The sequence below is a fragment of the Gemmobacter denitrificans genome (assembly GCF_036964905.1).
Taxonomy (GTDB): domain Bacteria; phylum Pseudomonadota; class Alphaproteobacteria; order Rhodobacterales; family Rhodobacteraceae; genus Gemmobacter; species Gemmobacter denitrificans.
In genome coordinates, this window is sequence record NZ_JBALHR010000023.1 from 1 (window position 1) to 22,523 (window position 22,523).

At 64.9% G+C, this 22,523-nt stretch carries 14 protein-coding genes and 2 pseudogenes; 6 read left to right on the forward strand and 10 right to left on the reverse strand.

Features of this window, described 5'->3' with window-relative positions; genetic code table 11:
* Positions 1-80: 80 nt before the first annotated feature.
* A pseudogene (locus V6590_RS19645) lies at positions 81-213 on the reverse strand (IS3 family transposase); the annotation flags it as partial.
* 222 nt (positions 214-435) lie between these two features.
* Here V6590_RS19645 and V6590_RS19650 point away from each other — a divergent pair.
* On the forward strand, positions 436-1,023 hold the full coding sequence (locus tag V6590_RS19650; RefSeq protein ID WP_335425415.1) for a hypothetical protein: 588 nt from the start codon (positions 436-438) through the stop codon (positions 1,021-1,023).
* Between the two features lie 73 nt (positions 1,024-1,096).
* Here V6590_RS19650 and V6590_RS19655 read toward each other — a convergent pair whose 3' ends face one another.
* The 3 genes from V6590_RS19655 to V6590_RS19665 form a co-directional block, all read right to left on the reverse strand.
* Complete coding sequence (locus V6590_RS19655) at positions 1,097-5,530, reverse strand: beta strand repeat-containing protein (protein ID WP_335425416.1); 4,434 nt, start codon at positions 5,528-5,530, stop codon at positions 1,097-1,099.
* 80 nt (positions 5,531-5,610) lie between these two features.
* Positions 5,611-6,237 carry a phage tail protein gene (locus V6590_RS19660; protein WP_335425417.1) on the reverse strand — a complete coding sequence of 209 codons (627 nt, stop codon included), beginning with the start codon at positions 6,235-6,237 and terminating at the stop codon, positions 5,611-5,613.
* Positions 6,238-6,250: 13 nt separating this feature from the next.
* The gene (locus V6590_RS19665) at positions 6,251-6,856 is read right to left on the reverse strand and encodes a phage tail protein (protein ID WP_335425418.1); all 606 of its coding nucleotides are present in this window, start codon (positions 6,854-6,856) and stop codon (positions 6,251-6,253) included.
* A 296-nt stretch (positions 6,857-7,152) separates the two neighbouring features.
* On the opposite strand from V6590_RS19665, the gene V6590_RS19670 reads away from it, so the two are divergent.
* From V6590_RS19670 to V6590_RS19690, 5 genes are all read left to right on the forward strand, one after another.
* Positions 7,153-9,999 (forward strand): xanthine dehydrogenase family protein molybdopterin-binding subunit, encoded by a 2,847-nt coding sequence (locus V6590_RS19670; RefSeq protein ID WP_335425419.1) that lies wholly within the window; start codon positions 7,153-7,155, stop codon positions 9,997-9,999.
* The gene (locus V6590_RS19675) at positions 9,996-10,514 is read left to right on the forward strand and encodes a (2Fe-2S)-binding protein (RefSeq protein WP_335425420.1); all 519 of its coding nucleotides are present in this window, start codon (positions 9,996-9,998) and stop codon (positions 10,512-10,514) included. Before V6590_RS19670 ends, V6590_RS19675 begins: the two co-directional genes overlap by 4 nt.
* A complete protein-coding gene (locus tag V6590_RS19680; protein ID WP_335425421.1) occupies positions 10,511-11,464 on the forward strand; it encodes a hypothetical protein in 954 nt (317 codons plus the stop codon). The genes V6590_RS19675 and V6590_RS19680 overlap by 4 nt, the downstream gene beginning before the upstream one ends.
* Complete coding sequence (locus V6590_RS19685) at positions 11,461-12,141, forward strand: Crp/Fnr family transcriptional regulator (protein WP_335425422.1); 681 nt, start codon at positions 11,461-11,463, stop codon at positions 12,139-12,141. Before V6590_RS19680 ends, V6590_RS19685 begins: the two co-directional genes overlap by 4 nt.
* A 106-nt stretch (positions 12,142-12,247) precedes the next feature.
* Positions 12,248-13,414, forward strand: a complete 1,167-nt coding sequence (locus V6590_RS19690; RefSeq protein ID WP_335425423.1) for a nucleotide sugar dehydrogenase — start codon at positions 12,248-12,250, stop codon at positions 13,412-13,414.
* Positions 13,415-13,438: 24 nt separating this feature from the next.
* Here V6590_RS19690 and V6590_RS19695 read toward each other — a convergent pair whose 3' ends face one another.
* The 6 genes and pseudogenes from V6590_RS19695 to V6590_RS19720 form a co-directional block, all read right to left on the reverse strand.
* Positions 13,439-14,470: a hypothetical protein gene (locus V6590_RS19695; protein WP_335425424.1), complete on the reverse strand. Its 1,032-nt coding sequence runs from the start codon at positions 14,468-14,470 to the stop codon at positions 13,439-13,441.
* Between the two features lie 3 nt (positions 14,471-14,473).
* On the reverse strand, positions 14,474-15,769 hold the full coding sequence (locus V6590_RS19700) for an alginate O-acetyltransferase AlgX-related protein (RefSeq protein ID WP_335425425.1): 1,296 nt from the start codon (positions 15,767-15,769) through the stop codon (positions 14,474-14,476).
* A 20-nt stretch (positions 15,770-15,789) separates the two neighbouring features.
* Positions 15,790-15,924 carry a hypothetical protein gene (locus V6590_RS19705; RefSeq protein WP_335425426.1) on the reverse strand — a complete coding sequence of 45 codons (135 nt, stop codon included), beginning with the start codon at positions 15,922-15,924 and terminating at the stop codon, positions 15,790-15,792.
* Positions 15,911-17,494 (reverse strand): hypothetical protein, encoded by a 1,584-nt coding sequence (locus V6590_RS19710; protein ID WP_335425427.1) that lies wholly within the window; start codon positions 17,492-17,494, stop codon positions 15,911-15,913. Before V6590_RS19710 ends, V6590_RS19705 begins: the two co-directional genes overlap by 14 nt.
* Positions 17,495-17,519: 25 nt before the next feature.
* On the reverse strand, positions 17,520-21,788 hold the full coding sequence (locus V6590_RS19715) for a glycoside hydrolase family 99-like domain-containing protein (protein WP_335425428.1): 4,269 nt from the start codon (positions 21,786-21,788) through the stop codon (positions 17,520-17,522).
* Positions 21,789-21,867: 79 nt separating this feature from the next.
* Positions 21,868-22,523: pseudogene (locus V6590_RS19720) on the reverse strand (hypothetical protein); the annotation flags it as partial.

Genomic DNA, 22,523 nt, shown 5'->3' on the forward strand with positions numbered 1-22,523 from the left:
TGATCTCCTCGTGCTTGGAGATCAGCAGACTTCAGATCGTAGCTTCCGTCACTGTCCGATTTTCGGGGAGTAGCTCAGTTTTCGTAGGGTGTGAGGCCGCCGAGGGTCCTTGAGCCGGCGTGCGAAGTTATAGGCTGCCATGAAGTCCGCGAGATGTGCTCGCAGCTGATCGTGGCTGTCGTAGTGGGACTGCTTGACGGTTGCTTTGTCGATTCAATAGCGTTGAAATGCTGTCATTTTATTACATAATCTTCATTAGCAGCGCTATTTCTGCAAGGTCACAAACCGATCCGCCCGAGTTTCGGGCGCTTCGCAAGATCACACAACTCAGGGCTGAAAATGCTTGTTCCACGGCAGGGTTCCGGCGATTTTGGTGACAGATGGCACGCCACCTGAGGAATCTCGCCCTGGGTTTGGCAGAACAGGGATGTGAAAATGTATCGCAAGCTGAAGCCCCCTGTCACAGCGCTTTTGCTTGTCGCCGCCATCAGCGCCGCAAGCCTTGCATCGCCGGGCGCGGCGGAAACAGCACCTTCCTCCGAGAAAGATGTGTTTCTTTTATACGGCAAGCCGCTCTCGAGCTACAGGAGCGAAGGCTCCTCACATCACTATCGAAAATACGCCCCTGCTTTAGCAGCATATCCCAACTTGTCGGCCTGTACGGCATCCGATCCGGATGATGGCGCATCGCATCTGACGATGTCTGACCTCCAGCTCCTGCCAATTGTTGTGGCGAAGGAAGTGTGCCTGTTTTACGAGATTTCGCGCCTTGATACGCCAGAGTTGATCGAAAAGAGAATTGTCGAGCTTGGGTTTGGTGAAGCCCGCTTCCATCCCCATATAGAGGGTGGTCTCCTTTTAAGAGCGAGCTGGAGGTGGGAGAATGGTTCCCTGCTGGCACCCGGACTGATAAGCGCATTGGCGAATGTAATTACCGGGGATTGGGCATTAAGAGTAAGTCTTGATCGCGCGGGCCGACCAAGATACGTCGTGCTTGACGGCCTTTCCATCATGCGGCTGTGAAACCAGCGCCCTTGCCTGGCGGCAAACCGGCTGGTGAGGGGCAATACCCCCCGCCAGCCTTGCCGGAACGCGGTCAGATGATGGTGAAATCGGTGCTGCCCAGGGCCAGACCGGGATCAAGCTGCGCGAACAGGATCCGGCCCCCCGCCCCATTGCCATCCGCATCGAAGTAAAGCCGCCCGTTCACACTGTTGTAGAGGATGCGCTGATCCGCCGTATCGGCCTCGCCGGTGGCATTGGCGATGAACTGATCAGCCCCGAGCGCGCCGGCCACCAGATCTGCAAAGCTTGCGGCTTCCAGATGGATCGCATCTTCGCCCGTCACCATGTCGGTGATCGTATCGAAACTGCCGCCTGCCATGGGCGTGGAGGAGAAGATGAACACATCCGCCCCGCCGCCGCCGGTCAGCGTATCGGCATTGGCCCCGCCATCCAGATGGTCGTCGCCAAAGCCGCCCGACAGGCTGTCCTGTCCCCCTCCGCCCTGCAGCGTGTCATGGCCATTGGCCCCCAACAGCGTGTCCGATCCGGCACCGGCGATGATCGTATTGTCCAGTGTATTGCCGGTCAGGGTCTGGTGGCCCCCGATACCTTCCAGCCGCTCCACAAAGCTGGCCAGGGCCAGGCTGTAGCTGCCAAGCGCGGTCTGTACCGTATCGGTGCCGCCGTCGCTGAGTTCGATCACCACATCGCCCGCACTGCTGAGGATATAGGTGTCATCGCCCTCTCCCCCGGTCAGGCTGTTGGACCCCGACCCGCCTTCCAGCGTGTCATTGCCGCCATTGCCCTCCAGCGTGTCATCCCCGCCCGAACCGATCAGACGATCCTGCCCGCCCGCACCGATGAGGATATTGGCATGGACATTGCCGGTCAGGGTCTGGCCGGCGGCATTGGTTCCGGTCAGGTTCTCGACATGGGCCAGACCGAAGATCGAATAGGCCGTCAGCCCCGTCTCGATCGTATCGCTGCCCTCATCCATGGCCTCGGTCACCACATCGCCATAGGATTCGACCACATAGTGATCATCGCCGGTTCCGCCGGCCATCGTGTCCTGGCCCAGCCCGCCGATCAGGTGATCCGATGCAGCCCCGCCCGACAGGCTGTCATTGCCGCCCAGACCGCGCAGCGTGTCATTGCCATCGCCGCCGGTCAGCGTGTCGCGCCCGGCCGCATTGCCCTGGATCAGGTTGGCCAGGGCATTGCCCGTCAGGTTGACCGGGCCCGCGGTGGTGGAGATCAGGTTCTCCACATGGTCGATACCGGCAAGGCTGAAGGTGGCCCGTGCGGTGCGGATCTCATCGGTGCCCTGATCCGCCAGTTCGGTGACGATGTCGCTGGCACTGCTGACGATATAGACATCATCGCCCTGCCCGCCCGCCAGGCTGTTGGCCCCCGACCCGCCATCCAGCGTGTCATGGCCGCCATTGCCCTCCAGCGTGTCGCTGCCCCCCGAACCCACCAGCCAGTCATTCCCGTTGGCACCGATGATGCGATTGGCCCGGGTATTGCCGGTCAGGGTCTGGCCCGCATCATTGGTGCCTTCCAACTCCTCGACCTGCAGCGTCGAAAAGATCGACCAGGCCCGCAGCGCCACCTGCACACGGTCGGTGCCTTCGCCCGCGGCTTCGAAGACCAGATCGCCGTAGCTGTCAACGATGTGAAGATCATCCCCTTCGCCACCCTCAAGCCGGTCATCCCCCGATCCGCCCGACAGCACATCATGGCCCGACCCGCCATAAAGGCTGTCGTTTCCGCCCTCACCAGAAAGCGTGTCATCCCCTGCGTCGCCGGACAGCGTGTCATCCTGTGCCCCGGCGGAGAGATCATCATTCCCCGACGTGCCGGTCAGCACATCACGGTTGTCCACGCCGGTGATGGTCAGCGTCACTGTCACGCTTCCGCCGCCGTTCAGCTGATAGGTGAAGCTGTCATCGCGCGTCACCCCCAGAGGCAGGTCTTCGAACGCCCCGTCGGGATCATAGTCGAAAGTGCCATCCGCCCGCACCGTCAGCAGGGCGCCGCTGGCAAGGGTGATCTGCGACCCGACATTGCCCGCCAGACCATTCACCGCCGTGATGCTGCGCGGTGCGTCCACATTGACATCCGCCCCGCTGCCATTGTCGGCAAAGAGATCGCCATTCACCACCGTCGCGGTTTCGTTCAGGGCAAAGTCATCGGGTTGCGGCGCAGGGGCATCGGCCACCGGGGTGATGTCGATATTCACTGTACCCAGATTGACCGAACCGGTTCCGTCATCGGCGCTGATGCTCAGGGTGGTGGCATTGTTGCCATTGGCATTGCTAGCCCCGGTATAGGTGACATTGCTGGCGGTGTTCAGGAAGGCATCGATATTGGCCGCGCTGCCGGTCAGGGTCAGCGTGCCGGTCCCCGATCCGCCCACGGTGACACTGCCGCCCGAACTGGCGGCCAGCGTGCCCGCCCCGGCGGCCAGCGTCACGGTGATGCTGGCGCTGTCGGGGTCGCTGATCGTGACGGCCGACAGGTCGAGGTTCGAGGCGGCATCCTCGGTCACCGTCACATCGGTGGGCAGGCCGCTGGCAGAGGGCTGATCATTCACCCCGGTAATGTCGATATTCACCGTACCCAGGCTGACCGAACCCGATCCGTCATTGGCGCTGACGCTCAGGGTGGTGGCATTGTCGCCACTGGCATTGCTGGCCCCGGTATAGGTGACATTGCTGGCGGTGTTCAGGAAGGCATCGATATTGGCCGCGCTGCCGGTCAGGGTCAGCGTGCCGGTCCCCGATCCGCCCACGGTGACACTGCCGCCCGAACTGGCGGCCAGCGTGCCCGCCCCGGCGGCCAGCGTCACGGTGATGCTGGCGCTGTCGGGGTCGCTGATCGTGACGGCTGACAGGTCGAGGTTCGAGGCCGTATCCTCGGTCACCGTCACATCGGTGGGCAGGCTGGTGGCAGAGGGCGCGTCGTTTTCCGCCGTGACGGTGATCGCCACGCCGGCAACATTCGATGTGCCGCCATCGCCATCGGTCACGGTGACCGTCAGGTTGCGCACCCCCGCTGTCGGATTGTCGCCGCTGGTATTGGTATAAAGAATGGCCCGCAGCACATCCTGCGCCATGGCCGGGGTGACCAGGGCCGAGGTGAAGGTGATGACCAGCGTCGCGCCATCGCCGCCGCTGACAGTCCCGATGACCGTGCCATTATGGGTGATCGTGCCGCCGCTGCTGTTCACCAGCCCGACCGCACCGACCGAAAGCCGGTCCTCGGCCAGCGATCCGCCGGTGATGGCCACGGTGATCGTGCCGCCGTTCAGATTGGCGGAATCGGGATCGACAAGCGTGGCATCCGACCCCTGGTCGATGCCGGTATTGCCGCCCGTCGCCTCGGACCAGATCCTGGTATCGCCGTTCAGATTGCCCAGGGTGGGGGCATCGTTCACCGGCGCGACCGTGAAGGAGAATGTCTGCCCGGTAACCGTATTGGTGCCGTCGCTGACCGAGAAGGTGAAACTGTCGCCGGTGGTCTCGCTGCCATTGTGCTGATATTTCAGCAGGCCTGAATTGATCTGCGCCTGGGTGAAGCTGCCGTTCACCCCGAGTGCCGCTTCGGATCCGTTGATCGTGCCGCTGCCATCGGCATCGACCCAGAGCGTGCCATTATCCACCGCATCGGTGACGGTATAGGTCAGCGACCCGGCCCCACTTTCGGCATCGGTCGTGGTCAGCTCGCCATTGGCCACCACATCCAGCCCGCCTTCCGACAGGCTGCTGCCGGCATTGATGGCGACATTGGGGGCCTGATTGGCCGCGTTCACGATGATCGGGGTATTGGAGAAGGGATTGCTCCCCGGGGTGAAATTGACCCCCGACGAGAAGGTCCAGTTCGCCGCATCGGCAAAGCGCGCGCGCCATTGGGCTGCCGTGGCGGCAGAGGTCGGGCCGGAATAGTACCCCGCGATATCCACATCGGCGGCGACATCGGCGTCATAGAATGCATAGGCGTAATTGTCGGTCCGCAATTCCTCGGGCAGGTAGGAATCGAACCCCGAAACGGTATGGCCGGTATCCCAGTCGCCTTCGGGATCGGTGGCCAGGGTCGCGGGATCCACATTGAAACCGAACAGCCAGTTGGGTTCGGTGGTCGAATTGGTCTGGCCCGGATCGCCCTGATAGATGAAAATCTGATCCCCGGCCAGCGTGTGGTTCCAGGTTTGCGTGCCATCGGCACGCTGCGACACCGCCGTACCTGCAGAAACCCCGTTCACATAGACATTGAACAGGCCATTGGTCGAGGTTTCGGAAAAGGTGACAATTGCCCCGGCAGAAATATTCGAAGGGGGCGTCCAGGCGATCGTGCCTTCGTTGGGATCGGGGCTGAAGAAATTGCCCGTTGCCGGATCGACCGACCTTTCGCTGATATACAGCGCATCGGCGGTGTTCATGTCGGCCATGATGACGATGGAAAAGGCATCGTTGGCCACATCATAGCCGACAACGGCCACATCGCCACGGTTGAGAAGGGTCATGATCTGGTCCTCTGACAGCGGATAATCGCTCTGGAATGAAATGGGCCCGCCCGGACAGGATCCCGGGCGGGAAAGACGGATCAGGGGTGCTGCGGATAGATGCCTTCCGTGGCGATGCACCACATCAGGCCCAGCGACGGATCGGCGATCGGCACCGGCTGGTTGCCGCCCGCCGCCCCGAGCGAGACATTCAGCCCGCCCAGGGCAACAGTGCCCGGCGCAGGCCCGTAGAGCTGCGCCGCCGACAGCACCGAACCGGGTTCAGGCTCGGCCGTGGTGGCAGCATTCTCGCTGGCCCCCAGGGTGGCCATGGCCGCATGGGTATGGGCCGGCATCTGGGTCTGGGTCAGCGTCACCGTTTGCGCACCGGCAGCCTGGCCCTGGACGATCATGCTCAGCCCCGGGCCCTGGCCCTGACCAATGGCCGAACGACCATTCATATTGGGCAGGGCAAAGGTGGAGATGCCATCACCGCCATAGGTGGTGCCGATCAGCGAGAACAGCGCCTCATTGCCGGAAATCGCGGTAAGCTGACCCGAGGCCGGCGCCCAGCCGGGCGGGCAGAAGCTGTTGGCATAGATCCACAGCTCGCCGATATAGGGCATATAGCCATCGGCCTGCGCCGGGGTGGCGGCAGGCAGGGCCGCAAGACCCAGAGCCAGCCCAAGCGCGGCCCCGCGCAGCGGGAAAAGGGGGGAAAGCGTCATGTCCGGTTTCCCCTTACGGCCGCGGCGGATAGATGCCGCTCGACACGATGCAGTAGCGGATCGCCAGATAGGGGTCGCGGATCGACACCGGCTGGTTGTTGCCCGCCGGGCCCACCGTGACATTCAGCCCGCCCAGCGGCACGCTGCCCGGGGCCGGACCATAGACCTGTGCCGCCGACAGCACCGAACCGGGTTCGGGTTCGCCCGAGGTGGCGGCGCTTTCGCTGGCCACCAGGCTGGAGGTCACCGGATGGGTATGGGCGGGCAGCTGGGTCTGGTTCAGCGTCACCGTTTCGGAACCGCCCATCTGGCCCAGCACGACCGGGGTCAGCCCCGGGCCTGTGCCCTGACCGATGGGCGACCGGCCACGCAGGTCGGGCAGGGCGAAGGTGGTGGTGCCATTGCCGCCATAGGTGGTGCCCAGAAGCGAGAACAGCGCGGTGTTCTGCGCGATCGGCAGAATGGCGCCATTCGCCTCCATGGTATATTTCGGGCAGAAGGTGAAAGAGACCACCATGATCTCGCCCATGTAATAGTCTTGCGACAGGGCCGGGGTGGCGCTGCCGATGCCAAGGGCCAATAGTGCCCCGGCCGCCGCCGTTGCAAGTGTGCGGGTCATCTGCATATCCTCTTGAAAACACGAGAAAGCACGGCTCTTCGATTCACCATGAAGAAGGGCCCTGCGGCGAAGCACTCGGCACGTCACGACCCAGACGTTAACCTCCAATCTGTCGCCAAGTGTCGCCAAGACGACACTCGGAGGTTGATTGTCTGGTTCTTCTGTCTCACATAGAGCGTTGTTCCGGTGCCTGTTCCCCACCCCGTTCCCGTCGCGCCCGCGCCCCGTTTCGGGGCCGGGCACCGCCTGCCTTGCACATGATGCACAAGGGGGGCGGCCCAGCTGGAATTCTGCCGATGCCAGACCCTCTGACGCCAGAGCTGCCGACTTTCCCGATCCCTGATCCGAAGGGGCGCCCCCTGCTGCGGCCCACCCGCCGCCGCGTGCTGCAGACCGCCATCGGGGCGATGACGCTTGCGGTGACCGGCCTGCCCCGCGACGCCGCATCCCAGGTGGCGTCACAACTGGCCCCCCCTGCGCCCACCGCCCGGCCGGGGATCGCGACCCAGCGGATCGAGGGCCGCGCCAAGGTGACCGGGCAGAAGGTCTTTGCCCGCGATTTCCGCGCCCGTGACATGCCGGGCTGGCCTGCGGCGGAATGGTATGGGCTCTATCTTTATGCCACCACCACCGGCCATGCCTTCCAGGGGCTGGACCTGTCGATCCTGCCTGCCGGGGCGCAGCCCGTCCGGGTGGTGCTGGGGGATCAGCTGTCGGGCACCTTTGCCGCCCCCCCCGTGGCCGGACGGCGCGACCTGCATGTCGAGGAACGGCTGGCCGAACAGCTGGAAAGCGCCGCGCCGGGCAGTTTCGACCTGCCGCCGGGGCTGGAATTCGACCTGATCGTGAAACCCGGCGCCGTGCCCGATTTCCTGGGTCAGGCCGTGGCACTCTTGCTGTTTTCCTCGGCCCGCTGCTTCCGCGCCGCCCGTGCCGCCCTGCAGTTCCGCGACGATCTGGTGCAGATCTACGGTCTGGACGCCGCGCCCTCCCCCGGCATGGGATCGGTGTTTCCGCCGGAAACCACCTATGTGAAATATGATCGCGATGACGCGGGCTTCAGCTATGCCACCGCCAATCCCGCCACCTACATGCAGGATGTGCCGCTCTGGCAGGCGCGCATCGACGACACGCTGGCCGGCCATCCCGAATGGATCACCCGGCCCGTGGCCAGCAGCATGCAGGCGATGGACCCGATGTTCATGGAACCCGAAACCGGCCTGGCCTGGCTGGATGGTGGCAGCCAGACACTGAACCTCGTGCTGGGCACCCAATCGCCCGATGGCGACATTGCCGATGTGGCGGGCATGTATGGCACGCCCGATGCGCCGGTCAGGATCGCGGCGGTGAACCTGACTGCCTGCTGGCCGGGCGGCGGCTTTGGCGGGCGGGATTCCTCGCCCTTCACCTATCTGCTGGCCCTGGCCGCCGCCTTTACGGATGGCGCGCCGATCCGGCTGGAATTCGACCGGTTCGAACAGTTCCGCACCGGGCTGAAGCGCCACGCGACCGAAATCGCCGGCACGGTCAGCGTTGCCCCCGACATGACGATCCAGTCGGTGCGGATGCGGATGCGCTTTGACGGCGGCGGGCGCAAGAACCTGAGCCCCTATGTCGCCGGTCTGGCGGCGCTGTGTTCGGGCGGGGCCTATCGGGTGCCGATGGCCGACATCTTCGCCCATGCCCTTCATACCCAGAATGTCAGCGCCGGCTCGCAGCGCGGCTTTGGCGGGCCGCAGGCCTATTTCGCCATCGAAACCGCGCTGGACGATATCGCCGCCAGCCAGGGCTGGGACCCGCTGGCACTGCGCCGCGCCAATCTCGCGGATGCCACCTCGACCACCGTGGCCGGCGGCCCCATCGCGCAGGAATTGCGGCTGGGCGACATGCTCGATCTGGCCGAAACCCATCCGCTCTGGCGTGACCGCGCCGCGATCAAGGCCGATCACGCCGCGCGCGGGCAAAGCTATGGCACGGGTCTGGCCCTGTCCTTGCAGGCCTATGGCACGTCGGGCGACGGGATGGTGGCGGCGGTGCATCTGCTGCCCGATGGCCGCCTTCAGGTGCGTTCGGATGCGGTGGACATGGGCAACGGCTCGGCCACCACGCTGGGTGTGGTGGTGGGGCCGATCCTGGGGGCCAATGCCGAAACGGTGGAGATGGCCTGCTATGACCTCTGGCCGCAGACCGGGCTGACCACCACCGACACCACCGGCCAGGGCTGGCAGAACCCGGACTGGACGGCGAAATCGGTCGGGTCCTCCTCGGCCTGCCTGACCGGGCTGCATCAGGTTCACACCGTTCAGGAAACCGCCCGCGCGCTGTTCGAAGGCAGCGTGATGGCGGCGGCGCGGGTGCTGTGGGATGCCCCCACCCTCAGCCCCGCGCAGACCTTCTGGCAAGAGGGCGCGCTGATGGCCCCGGGCCTGCGCCCGCTGCCGCTGCCGGTGCTGGCCGGGATGATCTATCAGCAGGGCCTGCCCTCCGGTGCGCTTGGCCATGCCTATTTCCAGTCCAGCTGGACCAGCGCCGATTTCGCCAGCCCCGGCGGCACGATGCGCCGGGCGCTGGACGGGCTGAGCTTCTATGCCCCGGGCCAGACCACGCCGCAGCGCGTGGTGCGCAGCGCCACCACCGGCCCCGATCCGGCCAGCCGCCGCTGGTCGCGCTATGTCTGGGCCCCCTGCCTGAATGTGCTGGGCCTGACGGTGGACCGCAGCACCGGCCGGGTGCAGGTGGAAAACGTGCTCAGCATCCTCAATGCCGGGCGGGTGCATGTGCCGGAACTGGTGTCGGGCCAATCGCAGGGCGGGGTGGCGATGGCGCTGTCCTACGCGCTGCTGGAGGACATGCCGCCGGGCATGGCCGGCCCCGCGGCAGGGGACTGGAACCTCAACCGCTATCACGTCGCGCGGCTGGCGGATGTGCCGCAGGGCACGGCCTATGTGCCGGGCGCGCGGGCGCAGGAACTGATCGTGCTGCCCGAAACACCGGGCGATGGCGCGGCGGGGCGCGGCATTGCCGAGGCGGTGATGTGTTCCATCGCCCCCGCGATTTCCAACGCGATCTTCGATGCGGTCGGACGGCGCTTCACATCGCTGCCGATCACGCCGGCCAAAATTCTGGAAGGGCTTGCGACATGACCATCCGCTTCACCGTGAACGGCCAGAGCCATGAGATCGACGCCACGCGCGGCGATGACCGGCTGATCGATTTCCTGCAGGAAGACCTGAACCTGACAGGCACCAAATTCTGCTGCGGCATCGGCATCTGCCGGGCCTGCACCGTGGCCGTGGCCAAGCCGCCCAGCCCGGTGCCCAGCCCCACCATCGCCTGTTCCACCCCGCTGTCGCTGCTGGATGGCTGCGCCGTCACCACGATCGAGGGCCTGTCGCAGGGCGACAGCCTGCTGCCGGTGCAAGAGGCCTTCCTGCGCCATTTCGCCTTTCAATGCGGCTATTGCACCCCGGGCTTCGTGATGGCGGCGCAGATCTTCCTGGATGATCTGGCCACCGCCCCGCCGCCCGCCGATCTTGATGCCGCCATCGCCCGCGCCATCGGCGACCACATCTGCCGCTGTTCGGGCTATGTGCGCTATGTCGCCGCCCTGCGCGAAACCGCGCTGGCGGTGCTGGCCGAACGGGGGGTGGTGCAATGACCCGACGCCTGCTGCCGCTTCTGGTGCTGCCGCTTCTGCTGCCGCCCGCCGTCTTTGCGCAATCCTCCTCCGAACGCTATGCCGCCGAATGCCGGGCGCTGGTCGGGCCGCTGCCCGCCTTTTCCTGTGCCGATGGCGTGCCGGTACCGGTCACCGTCGAGGGCCAGCCCGTCACCGATCCGGTGCCGCAGATGACCTGCGACCGGCCGGGCCTGCTGGACAATGGCCCCGGATCGGATGGGCAATGCGTGCCGGGGTCGCGCATCCTCAACCTGTCCACCGACAGCATGCAGGTGTCGGTCATGTGCCGCCAGAAGGTGATCCGCCCGCCCGACAGCCTGCAATTCGACGAGCTGGACGTGATCGCCCACAACCCCGCCACCGGCGCGACCTGCTGGTTCCATGCCACCGGCAGCCGCGAAGCCCCCGTAGAGGGCGCGGCCGTCCCCTCGCCCACCGAGGCAGTGGATGACGGGTTCTGGCACGCCCCCGAAACCACCGCCGCCGCCGGCTGCGGCACCTGCCATGACAATGATCCCTTCATGTATTCGCCCTTCGTGGGGCAGGTCTGGCAGGCGGTGCCGGTGGCCCCCTTCGGGCGCTATTTCCATGCCGGGGGCGAATTCGGCTTTGACCAATGGCCGACCGAAACCTTCGATCTGCGCGACAATACCTGTCTGGGCTGCCACCGGATCGGCATGGCCGAAACCTGTTCCAACCTGACCCGGCTGATGACCGGGCGCAGCCCGCCCCCGGGGGCCGATGCCCGCGCACTGGCCTGGCCGCTGTCGCATGCCATGCCGCCCGGGGCCGGGCTGACGCCCGAAAGCTGGCAGGCCATCCATGGCGCCTCGGTCGCCGATGTGCTGTCCTGCTGCGCCGATCCCGATCAGCAGGCCTGCCGCAAGACCCCGCTGCCCCGTGCCCTTCCGGCAGGGAGCGCGCCTTGAAGAACTCTCAGGCCTTTCCCCATCTTCTGGGGTCCGATCTGCTGACCGACCTGTCCGAAGACCAGAAACGCGGCTATCTGGATGGCTGCGCCCTGCGCCGCCCCGCCCCGGGCCACGAGATCCTCACGCAGGGCGAATTGTCGCCGGGCATCTTCCTGGTGGCCCAGGGTCTGGTGGAGGTGAGCTTCTGCGACCCCGACGGCAATCAGAGCATCGTCAATGTCGCAGGCCCGGGCGAGGTGCTGGGCGATGTGGAGGCGATCGCCGGCAAGCCCTGCGCCGCCACCTGCACCGCCCTGCCCGAAACCGCGGTGCTGCTCTGCCCCACGCCCATGGTCTTTGCGCATCTGCAATCGGCGGTCTTCGTGCGCAACCTGTCGGCCATTTATTACCGGCGGCTGAACCATGACAACCTGTCCAAATCGCTCAGCCAGTTCAGTTCGGTCGATCAGCGGCTCTGCATGCATCTGCATCAGCTGACCACCGAACGCCGCCCCGAGATCCGGGTGAACCAGGCCACGCTGGCCGCCATCATCGGCTGTTCGCGCCAGACGGTGAACCGCAAGCTGGGCGAATTGCGCGAGGCCTCGGTGATCCGGCTGTGGAAGGGGGGGATCACCGTCCTGAACCGCGAGGCGCTGCGCCGGGGTCTCAGCCAGGAAGGCTCCGGGATCTGACAGGCGGGGGTCCGGCCAGCGCAATCCGGGCCCCGCCACTTTACGCCGCAGAGCAGAAACACTAGACAGGACAGGATTGCATCAGACGCGTTTGCGGGGATTTCAGATGAAGATTGCGGTGGCAGGGATCGGTTATGTCGGTCTGTCGATGGCAGTGCTGCTGGCGCAGCGCCATAGCGTGCGGGCCCTGGATGTCAGCCCCGACCGCGTGGCCCGTCTGAATGCCCGCCAGAGCCCGATCCAAGACCCGGAGATCGAGCGTTTCCTGGCCGACAAACCGCTGGACCTGACGGCCACCACCGATGCCGCCGCCGCGATGGCCGGGGCCGGGATCGTGGTGATCGCCACCCCCACCTCTTATGATCCGGCAACCAACCGCTTTGACACCAGTTCGGTCGAGGCGGTGGCGCAGCAGGCGCTGACCCATGCGCCGGGGGCCACGATCGTCATCAAATCCACCATCCCCGTCGGCTTTACCGAGGCGCTGAATGCCCGGCTGGGCACCGACCGCATCCTGTTCTCGCCGGAATTCCTGCGCGAGGGCCGCGCGCTGCATGACAACCTGTATCCGTCGCGCATCGTCGTGGGGGCCACCACGCCCGAGGCGCAGGTCTTTGCCGATCTGTTGCGCGAAGGCGCGCTGGCCGCCGACGTGCCGGTCCTGCTGTGTGGCGCGCGCGAGGCCGAGGCGATCAAGCTCTTCGCCAATACCTTTCTGGCGCTGCGGGTCGCCTATTTCAACGAACTGGACAGCTATGCCCTGGCCCATGGTCTTGACAGCCGCCAGATCATCGACGGGGTCAGCCTCGATCCGCGGGTGGGCGCGCATTACAACAACCCCTCCTTCGGCTATGGCGGCTATTGCCTGCCCAAGGACACCAAGCAGCTTCTGGCCAATTACGATGCCGTGCCGCAGAACCTGATCCGCGCGGTGGTCGAGGCCAATGCGACGCGCAAGGATTTCCTGGCCGAACGCATCCTGGCCCTGCGCCCGGCCCGGATCGGGGTGTACCGGCTGGTGATGAAGGCAGGGTCGGACAATTTCCGCGACAGTTCGATCCAGGGCATCATGAAACGGGTGAAGGCCAAGGGCATCCCCGTCACGGTCTATGAACCGCAACTGGCCGACAGCCATTTCTTCCATTCTCCGGTGGAACGCGATCTGGCCCGGTTCAAGCAGGATTGCGACGTGATCCTGGCCAATCGCATGACCCCCGATCTGGCCGATGTGCAGGACAAGGTCTTTACCCGCGATCTGTTCGGCGCCGACTGACCGGCTGCAAGGACTGGCGGCCAGCTAGACCGGCAGCTCCGGCTCTGCCCGCCGCAAGAGCGCCAGCAGCCGATCCTGCCGCGCGGGATCGAATTCGAAGATCTCCCGCACCAGGGAACCGAAGGGGGCCGCCGCCACCTGCGGGGCCTGCGCGGCGATACGGCTGTAATCCAGCCCCGGAAAGACCAGCCCCTCGCCCTCGCGCAGCCAGAGAAATTCCGCCGCCCGCTGCAGGATCGCCGTCTGCACCGCCGGGCGCAGCACAGCGCGGCGGGGTTCGGCCCCGGCCTCGATCTGCTGCAAGGCGCGGATCAGGGCCACCGTTTGCGGCTCGCTCTGCCCGGCCTTGTCGGGATGGCGGCTGCTGCGGAAGCTTTGCACGATCTGGGCCGCCTCGGCCGAAAGCGATTCATTGGCGATCACCGGATCGACCAGCGCCAGCAGATCGGGCCGCCCCAGCACATGGCCCAGCAGATCGCTGACGATCCCGCCGCCGCCCAGCGTCGCGCGATCGAAGATGCGCATCTCCAGCCGCCCGAAGGCCGCCCGCCACCGCTGGGTGGCCTGTTTCAGACTGGGCTGGGACGGGCTGGCCAGCGGGCGGCCCATCTTCACATTCTGCAGACATTCCGAGGCAAAGAACCCCAGCGGTTCGCGCAGATAGACCAGCGGGCGCAGATCGTCGGACAGATCCAGCAACTGCCGGTGCAGCCGCGCGATCTCTGCGTCCGTCATGCCGCGAAAGGCATATTCGCTGGACAGCACGATCCCCTCGGGGCGCAGCCGCCGCAGATCGGCCCTGAGCGTCTCCCAGAAGGTTTCCGCCGCCGCCAGCCCGCGCTCCACCCCGCCCAGCACCCCGCGCAGCGACCCGCGCCGCTGCAGCCGGTCTGCCGTCATGGCCCCGGCCACCAGCGCATGATGCGCAGGCCCGCCAATCACCGTCCGGGGATAAAGGATGCCCTGCCGCGCCAGAGGCCCACGGGCCCGGTGCAGCGCCTGCTGCAAGGCAGTGGTGCCGGTCTTCGGCGTGCCGCCATGGATCACGATCCACATGGATCAGGTGCCGGAGGCCAGATCGGGCACCGGCGCGATCAGGGGGGCCGTCAGCGGCGCGAATTCCGCAGGCGCGGCAGCCAGCCGTGCCAGCAGGGCCACGCGCTTGTCCTGCGGCAGGGCGGCGATCTTGTCGCGCGCCTTGGCGAAGACCGGCTTTCCGGTGGCGGGCTGGCCATGCAGGAACCGCTGGGTGATCTGCAACAGCACATGGTCGGGCTGGATCGCCGCCACCAGTTCGGGATCGAAGCCCGCCGGTTGATAGGCATAGGCCACCTCGGCAAAGACCCCGGAAAAGGCCTCGGCCAGATTGGTGCCGAAACTGTCGCCAAAGATCAGCAGCCGCCCGGGCTGCGGGGCCTGCGGATGGCGGTACAGCCGGATATTACCCTGATTGGTCACGCCATTGTCAAAGACCAGCCGCGCCGGAACCTCGGGCAGGAAGGTCAGCTCGTGGCTGGAGACCTGCGGCTGGACCTTGCTGCCCAGATCGCCGATCCGCTGGCGCAGACGCCAGGTTTCCGGCAGGCCGGAATCCGGGCCGGTCGATGGCAGGCCCCAGGCCTTCAGCACCGCCGCAGCCGCGACGGCGGCGCCGTAATCGGTCCAATGCGTATCGGTGCGCGACCAGGCCAGATCGCGGCGGTTCCACAATTCCCATTTCGGCAGGATCGGCGCCGGATCGCGGAACCGGGAGACGAAATCATCCAGAATGGTGCGCGCCCCACGCGGGAGCGGATAGTATTCGCGCAGGATCTCTTCCTTGGCCGGCGCGATCAGCAACGACAGTCGCGCCAGACCGTGGATCTTCTGCCAGCCGGGAAATTGCCGGAACGTATTGCTCCAACCCGCGGCATTGCCTTCGGTCAGGCTGCGGCTTTCGGTGAACTGGCCGATGCTGTCATTGCTGTCGCCGCCCAGAAAAAGCTGCCCCATCCGCCCCGCCAGGGCAAAGGGTTGGCCGGGGGCCACCGCATCGGGGCCCGATTGCGGCGGGGCTGTCATGCCGGTCCTCATATAGGCCTCGCTGCCGGAATCGCGCACCTCCCAGACCAGCCGCCGGTCTTCTGGCAGATCGGCCAGAATCTCGTAGCTGCCCTGCCGCAGCGGCACCGCCACCTGAAATCCGGGGCAGGCCATCAGATCGACCAGCACAGCGCCACCATGGCGGATGCGCACCCTGCCCCCCGGCCTGATGCAGCCGGAAAAGACCAGCCGCCCCGCCGCATCCGGCACCGGGGGGGGCATCCAGTACACCGTTGCCCCGCCGCTCTCGGGCGTCAGGTAATCGCGCGTCACGGTCCACCGGTTCGTGGGGTCTAGCGTTTCGGGCACAGGCTCACCTCGGTACATTCGTCCAGACTGCCGCCATGGATCGCGCCCCCCGTGGATGTGGCGGCGGATACCGGATCGGGAACCGGCGCAATCAGTGAACAGATCTCATCGATTGGCATTCGCCATCCCGATAGACAGTACAGCCATCAAGTCAGGTAAAATTCCGGGGAAATTATACGGTGGCGACTGCTTGAGCCAATTGATCTGGGTAAATGCGTTCCGCACCACACGACCGTCAAGAAGGTCTTCCTTTTTCACGTATTCAAAGGCGGCATCAAATTCGACAAAGAAATCCGGCGACAGAAAGCCAACCGTCCTTGCGGGTTCCTCGGCCATATGGGATTCTGTTCCCGAAAGATTGTCGAACCGAGCCGCAGGATATTGCCCGACGAAAATTTCTCTCTGCACGGTGTCAATCTTGCGCCCACGCCCTGACACCCATTCGTCCGGAATTTTCCGGTTGAACGATTTTTCAACGGAATCAAAGGGGTGTTCAAAGACATCTTCCGAAGCGGACTGGAAAATGATGCGATGAAATGCAGAAAGATCTGCCGCTTGATCCTTGGCATGCAGCATGGAATACACAAGAGGCGGGAAATTGAAGATCGTTTCCCGGACATCTTTGCCAAAATGAAATCTGTTGCGAAAAGCCTGATAATGTCTTTGTTCAGGAGTCAATGCAACAGTTTCAACACGTTGAAACTCGTCAAGAGCGCTTTGTATGTCGCCATAAATTTCTGACTTCATATCGTCCGGAATAATATCGGGAAACGGAATTCCGGCAAGTTGGCCACCCCAATCATAGAAAGGCTTGACATTTTCCGCACAGCTCCCCCCGAACAGAACAGTCGGCAAGGAAAACCGCGGAAACACATCAAAGACCGAATACGCCCCCAGAAAGGCAACTCTCCAATCGCTCCAGCTGGGGCGCCGTTCCATCGGAATGCCGGATCTTTGCGAGAAGTTGAATTTGCTGGCAAGTTGTTCAGCCAGCTCTCTTTCCGCAGCAAAAGCGGCCCCCTTCATCGAAACCGATTCAATCTTGCTCGACTGGTCCGAAGACAGTGAAGAGCTCAGAACTGCTGCTGTGCAGCGCGAGTCAAGGCCTGCACTGAGCAAAATGATGGGGTTGAAACCTCGGTCGAGATATGAACGCACAAGCGATCCGAAAAATCTTTTCGCGCTATCAATTGACGCATCCAGATCAGGGGACCAATTCGGATGGGCCTTGCGATGAAGGCTCAGTCCAGATTGATCCACCCGCAGATTGAACCAATGTGGAACCAGCGTGATCTCGGCAACAGCCGTCCTGAAGGAAGACAATTGCTGACCTATGCCGGTCTTCATCTGAAAGGCATAAGCAGCTGGCCGGTAAGGCGTAAGCCGTTCCCCGTTCATCTTGGCGAAATCGGTCAGTTTTGCAATGGAATCAGAAATTGCCCAGGATGAAACACCTTTGTAGCAATACACCTTTGACAAGCCAAAGTGATCTGTCTCGATATCGGTACCCTGGGCATCTTTCCGAAGCAGGATATAATTTCCGTATATCGGCGAAAATTCTCCCAGAGAATGTTTCCTGAGAAATTCCTCAAGTCCCGCCTGTCCAAAGATCGAGCATTCTTCCGAATGGGCGACTCCAATCAGAGTATCCTGAAGTTTAGAAAGGTCAGTACTCGACGTGATCAGCATGGACAATTTCCATTTCCAGTGTTGTTCATTGATCTAGCAGCCCTGCCGCCGCGCGCAAGGCTGCCATCTCGGGGCCCGCGAAAGCCGCCTTCACCAGCGCCGCGTAATCGGGATAGCGTTTCGTCACCACATCCACCCCGGCCTTCACCAGCGCGGTCTTCTCGCCTTTGAAACTGGCCGTGCGGACATGATAGACAAAGGACCAGGGCGAGATCAGGTTCACCCAGCCGGCCTTGAAGCCGCGCATGCAGAAGTCATTCTCCTCGCCATAGCCGCGGGGAAAGCCTTCCTCGTCGAACAGCCCGCATTCCGCCATCATCGCCCGGCGGATATAGAAGCAGAAGCCCGATCCGGTCGGCACTTCGGGGGGCACGCAGCCCCGTGTCGCCTGGGTCAGCAGCAGCGCATAGTCCTCATGCGTCAGATGCGCCGGGCGCGGGCAGTATTCGTTGAAGGTCGGGAAGGAAAACGCCCCGGCATTGTCGCTCATCGCGGTCACCGTGCCGACCTTGGGGCGACAATAGGCGGCGCTGCGCAGCCCCTCCAGCCAGCGCGGCGTCACCACGGTATCGGAATTGAGCAGCACGACATCATCTTCGCCCGCTTCACGGATGCCGCGGTTGATGGTCTTGGTATAGCCGATATTGGGGCTGTTCTTCAGGATCGTGACCCCGGGCCTGCCTTCGAATTCGGCCAGCATCGGCGCCACGGCCGGATCGGGGCTGCCATCATCGATGACCAGCAGCCGGTCGCGCGCAAGATCGGTATGTTTCAGCACCGAGGTCAGGCAGTCGCGCACCTCGTCGGGCGCATTGTAGACCGGCACGATCACCGTGGTGCGGGCGGGCGGCAGGCCGATGCGGCGCGCAGCCGTCGGCGCGGCGGCAACCGGGGCGCCTGCGCCCTGCCCCACCATCGGCCGGTCAAGGATGCGGGCATAGCCCTCGGCCAGATTGGCCTGCAGATTGGCCTGCGCGAAATGGCGGCTGACAAACTCGCGCCCGGCCTCGCCCATCTTGCCGATCAGGCTGTCATCCTCGCACAGGCGGGCGACGGCCTCGACGACCCCGTCGATATCGCGATAGGGCACCAGAAGGCCGGTCTGGCCATGCTGCACCAGTTCCGACAGCGCCCCCCAGTCATAGGCGATGACCGGACGCCGCGCCGCCATGCCTTCGGCCACGGTGCGGCCAAAGCTCTCGGCGAAATGCGACAGGTTCAACAGCACATTGAGCTCCGACATCGCCTTGCGCGGATGGTCGGCATAGCCTGCGATGATCAGATTGTCGGGGCGGCTGCCCGCCTGCACCTCGGCCTGCCAGGCCTTCACCTGATCATTCACCGGGCCGACGATGACGAATTTCGCCCGCGGGCAGCGGGCGGCGCAGCGCCGCGCCACTTCGACGAAATCGGCCACGCCCTTTTTCGGGATATTCGAACTGACAATGCCGAACTTGATGCCATTGCCGAACTTGTTGCCCAGATCGAAATCCTCGACCGTGACGGCATTGGGTACATAAAGGGTCTTGCCCGGGCGCGAGAACAGCGCCTCGGTGGCCCGGCTGTTGCCGATCACCCAGTCGGACCGGTCATAGACCCGGGTCAGGATCTCGGCCACGCCCAGCCCGATGCGCTCGCGCAGGGGATCGTCCAGCGAGATGAGTTCGCGCGAATGGATGACCCGCACCCGCTGCATCCGGGCCGCCGCTTCCAGCGGTTCCAGCAGCACGATCGTATTGGCATGGACCACATCCACCGCATGGCGGGCGATGATGTCGGCAAAGCTGCTGGTCAGCCAGGCCTGATCGGCGCGGTCATTCACCCATTGCGGATAGGGGAAGGCGTAAACCCCCAGGGCGCGGGCGCAGATCTCGCGGATATAGGCCATGTTGTTGCCCGAAGGCAGCGTCATCACCACATTCACCGGCAGAAGCGCCAGCCCCTCCAGCACATCCAGCAGGCTGCGTTCACCGCCAAACAGGTGATGGCCCGAAATATGGGCACAGAGCAGGACCGTCGGCCAATCGGGATTATGGGCGCGCGCGCCCTTGTGCCAGACCGGCGCGGCCAGCGCCCGGGCATCGGGATTGCCCAGGGCCTCCAGCGCGGTTTCACCGCGCGGCTGCGCCGCGACCCCGGCCGGCAGCACCGGGGTGGTGATGCCGGGCGAGGCCTCCACCGCCGAGGTGAAGGCCTTCAGATAGCTCCGCCCCCACCGCTGATCGGGTTCCAGATAGGTGCCTTCGGCCCATTCGTTCCAGGCATTGATGAAGAACAGCGATTCCTCATGCGGGTTCAGCCGCTGTTCCTGTTCCAGCACGCCCTTCACCCAGCGGCGGAACCCATAGGGCGTGGCCCCGTGGAACACCCGCGCATCGGTCAGGCGGCGGGCGGTATTGTCCCAGCCCAGCATGGCGCCGCGATGGACCGGCCAGCCATAATCCTGGTCAAAGACCTCCAGATCGCCATCGACCACGGCGCTGTAATCGAAGATCTGGCCGCCGAAATCCTTGTGCAGGTCCAGAACCTTGTCGCGCAGGTCAAGGCGTGCCGATTCATGCGGCGGGAACAGCACATAGCTGTCCAGCCCATGATCCTGCGGCCCGCCCTGCAGGGTTTCCAGACCGAAGCGCACCGCGCAAAGGTGAATCTCGCCCAGGCCCGCCTTGCGGCATTCCTCGCGCCAGGCTTCGGCGGTTTCCAGCCAGTTGGGGATGATCGAGATGCGATAGACCATCATCACCGGCTTGCCGTCATGGCGGATCCAGCGCGGGTCCTTCATCATGGGGATCAATTCGCGGATCAGCGCGATATTGCTCTCCATGCTGTAGGTCTGTTCCATCAGCACATGGCGGTTCTGGCCATCCCAGTTGCGCGACCAGTTCTCATTGGCCCAGCAGACGCAGAAGCCGGTATCGATGCTGGTCGATTTCGCCATCTGCTCGATCGGATGGTTCAGCAGCTTCTTGCCGTCAAACCAGTAGTAGTAATAGCAAAAGCCATGGATGCCGAATTCGCTGGCCAGTCTGGCCTGCGCCACCTGGGTTTCCTCCAGCCGCAGGTCGTAATAGCCCAGTTCGGTGGGCACGCGCGGCTGGTAATGGCCCCGGAACAACTGGCGCGCCCGCGTGACATTGGACCATTCGGTAAAGCCCTTGCCCCACCACAGATCGTTTTCCGGGATCGGGTGGAATTGCGGCAGGTAGAAGGCCACGGTCTTCACGGTGCGGGGCCGGGCCGGAACCTGCGGCGGTGCGGCGGGCTGCGGCGTGGCATCGCGCAGCGCAAGCCCCGCCTGGGCCGCCAGCGTGGCCAGCAGGCCCAGCACCGTATCGCGGCCCGGAAAGCCCTTGGCCGCGCCGGGCGGGGTCAGCTCATCGGGGCGCAGCGCCGGGGCCAGACCGCGCAGCACCAGCGGCCTGATCCAGATCGCCGGACCTTTCGGCAGGGTCACCCCGGCCTCGGGCAAGGCCAGACCCAGACGCGGCAGCGCCGTCTTCAGCCCGGCCAGCAGGCGCGGATCCCCGGCCGCCTCCAGCCGCGCGCCCAGCATCCCCAGATCGGGATCGGCCAGGAAGGCCCGGGCCTGCGCCGCAATCGCGCTCGGACCGGCCTCCGCCTCGGCCGTTTCACCGGGCGACAGCCAGAGCACGGCGCGGTAATCGTCAAAGACATTCGAAGAGGCCAGCCGCAGGAAGGCCTGGGCATTGCCCGGCGCGTCGCCGCCGCTCACCTCGGTGACCGATACGGTCAGCGCGCCATAGGGGCTCGTTTCCGCCTCGACCGCCCCCAGCAGGAACAGGTCATGCGGCAGGCCGATCACCGGCAGAAGATCCAGCGCCCCGGCCCAGCTTGCCGTATCGGGGGCATTGACCACCACGGCGATATCGGCCTGCGGACGCAGCCCGCGCAGCATGAAGGCATCGCGCCCCAGCCGGAATTGCGGCCCCCCCTGCGAAGCCGCCGGGTGCAGGTCCGGTTTTGCCGCGATGGGGCCGCCCTCTGCGGCGGCCTGGGCCTCTGCCCCGGATGGCGGGCGGGGCGTCTTGCCCACCTGACGCCCGAAGCGCAGGTAATGCATCACCGGCGGCAGATCGCCGCTCGCCGCTTCGGGGGTTTGCTGCAGATACCAGGCCGTATCGAATTTCGGCCCCGGGTTGCGATGCAGCTTCATCCCGATGCGCACGAAATGGGCCAGCGGCGGAATCCCCGACATGCCGACATCGCGATAGGTCTTTTCGTACCAGTCCCGGTCAAACAGGCCCGAGGCCTTGATCTCGTCAGAAATGCTCATCGTCTTTCAATCCCGTCTTTCCGGGCCGCACCCCTATCAATACCGGGGGAAACGGCCATCCAGTGTATGAGAAAACCGCTTACCGTCTGAATACCAGGGACAGCTGCCGCAACGGGCCGGTGACCCGCCAGGACGTGCTGCCCAGAAGGGCCTGAACACGCCCCTCGCTGTCTGCCAATGCCCGGGCCCGCGCCTCGAGATCGGTGCGCAAGGCCCCGATTTCCTGCGCACGGGCCTCGATTTCCTGTTTCAATGCCTGTACTTCGCTGGCCACCGCCGCGTTGCGCCGCTTCAGTGCCTCTTCCTTTTCGATCACCATCCGGGCCATCCCGGCCAGATCGCGGGCCTGGGCCTGGGCTTCGGCATCCAGTTCGGCCAGCCGCTTGCGCTGGCTGGACAGCGCCCGGTTGCGCTCGGCCAGTTCCGCCGCATCCTGCCTGCGGGCCGCGTCCAGCTCAGCCAGCCGGGCCTCGCGGGCACCGGCCTCTTCCCGGGTCTGATCCAGCGCCTGCTGCAATTCGGCCTCGCGGGCCTGCGCGGTCGCGCGGGCGGCATCCAGTGCCGCCTCGGCCTCGGCCAGGGCGGCGCGGGTCTGGTCGATCTCGTGGCTGCGCTGATCCAGCGTGCTGCGCAGCACATGGCGTTCGTCGCGCAGCGTCGCAAGCTCGGCCTCGTATTGCGCCAGATCCGCCGCCAGCGCCGTTTCCCGGGCCGCGGCTGCAGCCAGGGTCTGCT

Excerpts from the sequence above, each read along its gene's own strand:
- V6590_RS19650 (WP_335425415.1), top strand. The coding sequence starts at position 436 with ATGTATCGCAAGCTGAAGCCCCCTGTCACAGCGCTTTTGCTTGTCGCC.
- V6590_RS19655 (WP_335425416.1), bottom strand. The coding sequence starts at position 5,530 with ATGACCCTTCTCAACCGTGGCGATGTGGCCGTTGTCGGCTATGATGTG.
- V6590_RS19660 (WP_335425417.1), bottom strand. The coding sequence starts at position 6,237 with ATGACGCTTTCCCCCCTTTTCCCGCTGCGCGGGGCCGCGCTTGGGCTG.
- V6590_RS19665 (WP_335425418.1), bottom strand. The coding sequence starts at position 6,856 with ATGACCCGCACACTTGCAACGGCGGCGGCCGGGGCACTATTGGCCCTT.
- V6590_RS19670 (WP_335425419.1), top strand. The coding sequence starts at position 7,153 with ATGCCAGACCCTCTGACGCCAGAGCTGCCGACTTTCCCGATCCCTGAT.
- V6590_RS19675 (WP_335425420.1), top strand. The coding sequence starts at position 9,996 with ATGACCATCCGCTTCACCGTGAACGGCCAGAGCCATGAGATCGACGCC.
- V6590_RS19680 (WP_335425421.1), top strand. The coding sequence starts at position 10,511 with ATGACCCGACGCCTGCTGCCGCTTCTGGTGCTGCCGCTTCTGCTGCCG.
- V6590_RS19690 (WP_335425423.1), top strand. The coding sequence starts at position 12,248 with ATGAAGATTGCGGTGGCAGGGATCGGTTATGTCGGTCTGTCGATGGCA.
- V6590_RS19695 (WP_335425424.1), bottom strand. The coding sequence starts at position 14,470 with ATGTGGATCGTGATCCATGGCGGCACGCCGAAGACCGGCACCACTGCC.
- V6590_RS19705 (WP_335425426.1), bottom strand. The coding sequence starts at position 15,924 with ATGCCAATCGATGAGATCTGTTCACTGATTGCGCCGGTTCCCGATCCG.
- V6590_RS19710 (WP_335425427.1), bottom strand. The coding sequence starts at position 17,494 with ATGCTGATCACGTCGAGTACTGACCTTTCTAAACTTCAGGATACTCTG.
- V6590_RS19715 (WP_335425428.1), bottom strand. The coding sequence starts at position 21,788 with ATGAGCATTTCTGACGAGATCAAGGCCTCGGGCCTGTTTGACCGGGAC.